This is a genomic window from Tamilnaduibacter salinus, assembly GCF_003096655.1.
Taxonomy (GTDB): Bacteria; Pseudomonadota; Gammaproteobacteria; order Pseudomonadales; family Oleiphilaceae; genus Tamilnaduibacter; species Tamilnaduibacter salinus.
Genome location: NZ_QEKQ01000021.1, coordinates 1 through 1,407 on the forward strand (window position 1 = coordinate 1; position 1,407 = coordinate 1,407).

At 59.0% G+C, this 1,407-nt stretch carries 1 protein-coding gene; it reads left to right on the forward strand.

Annotated features, from left to right (window positions below):
- Window positions 1-96 precede the first annotated feature (96 nt).
- Complete coding sequence (locus C8D92_RS15555) at window positions 97-1,122, forward strand: IS110 family RNA-guided transposase (RefSeq protein WP_116919949.1); 1,026 nt, start codon at window positions 97-99, stop codon at window positions 1,120-1,122.
- Window positions 1,123-1,407: the final 285 nt, after the last annotated feature.

A 1,407-nucleotide genomic window follows, 5' to 3' on the forward strand; every position in this document is an offset into this window, starting at 1 on the left:
TTCCGAGATGGGATGGTCTCCTCCCCACTCCATAGCGGCGTCGCTATGCGCCAAGATAGATGTTGCAAACACTATCGACGAGTTAAGGAGGAGACCATGACTAAGAATACGGTGATTGGCATTGATCTGGCAAAGTCGTCATTTGCGGTTGTTGTTCTGGAACAGGGCGGGCGCGAGCATTCGAAGAAGACGTTTCGACGGGAGGGGCTGAAGCGTTTTCTGATCCGTCAGCAGCCGAGCACTGTGGCTTTAGAGGCCTGTGGGAGTGCCCACTATTGGGGACGTTTTCTGGAGTCCCATGGCCATCAAGCGGTTCTGCTGCCGCCACAGCATGTGAAAGGTTACCTGCGTGGGCAGAAGAATGACTACAACGATGCCCGGGCCATTGCAGAGGCCTGTCTTCATGGGGCGATTCGCCCGGTGCGAATCAAGTCCCAGGAACAACAGGATGAGCAGGCGTTTCACGCGATTCGCACTCAAATCCAGAACGACAGTACCCGTTTGGTGAACCAGATGCGGGGGCTGTTGGCTGAGCAGGGACTCTCCGTTCCCAGGACCGTGGCCAGTTTCTGCAAGCGGGTGCCGGAGTTGCTTGAGGATGCGCAGAACGGTCTGAGTGGTCGGTTCCGCGAGCTGCTGAACCGCCAACTGCAACGGCTCTACGAGCTGCGCGGGGAGCTGGCCTGGTACGACGAACGCATCCAGCATCAGGCCCGAACCGATGACACCTGCCGCCGGTTAAAGGCGGTTCCCGGCATGGGACCGATAGTCGCCAGTTCGCTAAAAAGCTGGATGGGCGATGGTCGCCAGTTCTCTCGCGGACGCGATGCATCCGCCGCACTGGGGCTCGTGCCACGTCAGTACAGTACCGGAGGAAAGCAGTCTCTATATGGCATCACCAAGCGCGGGGACAAACACGTGCGAGCGCTGGTGGTGCATGGCGCCCGGGCGTTGCTAAGGGTCGCTCATACTCGCAACGACCGGCTCAGCCAGTGGGCGCTGGCGATCAAACAGCGCCGTGGTCAGAACCGGGCGGTGGTGGCACTGGCCAACAAGCTGGTGCGCATCGGCTGGGTGATTATCGCTCGACAGGAGAGTTATCAGCCGACGCCGTCGGCTTAAACGTGAAAGCGAAGAGAAGCAGACGGAGCACGATAGACGTAGGGAATTGATCCCAAGGTTGCGAAGGCAACAGACGCTTGATGACAAACAGGTCAAACCGGCGCTTGTGAAACCTGCGAAGGACTCCGGCCGAAAAGGCCGCTTCCGTGATTAGGCACAGGCGCGGCGAATCCTCATCAGGGCCAGAGGCGGCAAGGCCGCCTCATCAACAGGCCGGATATATGGCAGCAACCTGTCCCTCATCAACCTCTGTGCCTTGGCAAACGGGGAGGAGACCATATATGT

Excerpts from the sequence above, each read along its gene's own strand:
- C8D92_RS15555 (WP_116919949.1), top strand. The coding sequence starts at position 97 with ATGACTAAGAATACGGTGATTGGCATTGATCTGGCAAAGTCGTCATTT.